We start from the raw sequence: 2009 nt of genomic DNA on the forward strand, positions 1-2009 counted from the left end.
CGGCGCCTTCGTTACAGCGCTCACCGGTTTGTGATCGGGCCGCAGGCGTTCTTCCCTTCTCCCCCTGTGGGAGAAGGTGTCGCCGCAGGCGACGGATGAGGGGTGTTCCAGGGAAAGCCAACGTCTCACTCCGCTGGAACACCCCTCATCCGTCTCGGCGCTACGCGCCGATCCACCTTCTCCCACAGGGGGAGAAGGGAAGAACGCGCCCCTACCGCCAAGGCTGTAGGCTGGTATCCCGTACATAGGCGATGATGGTATCGCAAACGGCGTTCATGTCTTTCAGAACGTCATCGTTCCAAAAGCGCAAAATGCGAAAGCCTTTCTCTTCCAGGTGAGTTTTGCGGACGCGGTCAGACTCCAACTCCGCATGCTGGCTGCCATCGATCTCGACGACCAAGCGTGCTTCGAAGCAGACGAAATCAGCAATGTACTTTCCAATGGGAACCTGGCGCCGAAATTTTATCCGGTCGAGCCTGCGGTCGCGCAGTTCATGCCACAGCCGGTCTTCCGCTTCCGTCATTACACACCGGAGCGAACGGGCGAAGCTTCGTTTGGCTGGCGGGACAGGTTGATGCGGCATGGCTTAGATTAGCCGGCTATTGCGCTCCGTCCAGCACCCCTCATCCGTCTCGGCGCTACGCGCCGATCCACCTTCTCCCGCAAGGGGAGAAGGCAAGAGGAGCAGCATCTACTGCGTCAGCAGTGTGTCGGACGGTCGCTTGTTGAAGTCGCACTTGCCCATCACGCTGTAGAAGAAGTCGGCGTTCGTAACGTCTGGCAGTGGAGGATTGTTGCCGCCGTCTTCCCATGCCTGATCGCTGGTCTCGCTGCAGGGCACCACGGCGAAGATGTCGACGACCGTGTTGCTGGCAACCTCGACGGGGAGGTATTTGGAAGGGTTCAGGGCCTTTTGTGCCGCGGTGCTGTACCCGGCGCCGAGGTAGAGCCGGTTCGACGTGTCTGTATTGTTCGACCTGAGCGGGTTGACCGGCCCGGACGGCACATCCATCTGCAGATAGAGCTTGTCCATCGTGCTCACGTTGATTGTTGCGCCACTGCTGTTTCCGGCGGAATTCGTGGTCGCGCACGTCGTCTTGAAATAGACGGTGGAGCCGTTCGTTTTTCCGCTTTTTGCCACCGCGGTGCTTTTGTAAACTCCCGCAGTGGCCGTGAAATCGGTTGTTGATCCTACTGTCGTGCACAGTTGGGTCTGAACCAGCGTATCGGTTGGTCCCGTGGTAATAGTTGTCGTCCCGTAACCTTTCGGCTCGGCAGCGGTATAGGTCTTACCACCGCTCGTATAGGAATAACTATACGCTTTGTAGTTATAGTTGGCCTTCATCATGGCCGTCGGCGTGGTCGTGGAGGTCCAACCGTAGGGAAGGCCGTACAGAGTCATGGTCTTGTTCCAGTAGCCCGAAACGTGATCGACATTGAACGTAGCTTCGACCAGCGCCGGCGTCTTGCTCACCGCCGACGCGACGCCGACCGTTACCGTGGGAATCCTGGCGATCTGCATGAACACGGTCGGCATGGCGAAACTTGCCGAGGCCTGCGCGGTGGCGGTGCCGTTGGCGCTGACGTCGAAGCTGTTCAGCGTCGCGGTGCCCTGTCCACCATTGGCCACGTAGGAAGCCTGCATCGCCACCTGGCGCTGCGGCTTCGTCGAGGCCGTATCCATCGTGGTGATCGACAGGATCGCGGCGTCGAGTGCCGCCTGCTCGGTCGACCTGGTCTGGACAGCGGAGGTGTAGTCGACGGAAAAGCCGATCGCCGTGATCAACGGTATCATGGCAAGAATGAGTATCGGTGCGAACGAGCCGCTCCGCGACTCGATAAAACTGCCTGCAAGCCCCCGCATGCCTTCGTCCTTACATCAGATATTTCCCTCCGCTAACATCCCGTTCGCAAATTATGCTCTAACGGGCTTGGTTAAAATTTATAGATTTTTCGCGAAAAGCGCGAAAAAAGCGACAGGCGCCCGTGCTGCCTGCTCCGGCAAAGGC

Annotated in this window: 2 protein-coding genes; both read right to left on the reverse strand. The window is 58.8% G+C overall.

Translation table 11 applies throughout. The features are described from left to right. Positions 1-211 precede the first annotated feature (211 nt). Positions 212-583 carry an endonuclease domain-containing protein gene (locus EN925_RS33545; protein WP_127369712.1) on the reverse strand — a complete coding sequence of 124 codons (372 nt, stop codon included), beginning with the start codon at positions 581-583 and terminating at the stop codon, positions 212-214. Between the two features lie 108 nt (positions 584-691). Next, positions 692-1864: a TadE/TadG family type IV pilus assembly protein gene (locus tag EN925_RS33550; RefSeq protein ID WP_024504099.1), complete on the reverse strand. Its 1173-nt coding sequence runs from the start codon at positions 1862-1864 to the stop codon at positions 692-694. Between the last annotated feature and the right edge of the window lie 145 nt (positions 1865-2009).

The organism is Mesorhizobium sp. M7A.F.Ca.US.006.04.2.1, assembly GCF_004022915.1.
GTDB classification, from domain to species: domain Bacteria; phylum Pseudomonadota; class Alphaproteobacteria; order Rhizobiales; family Rhizobiaceae; genus Mesorhizobium; species Mesorhizobium ciceri.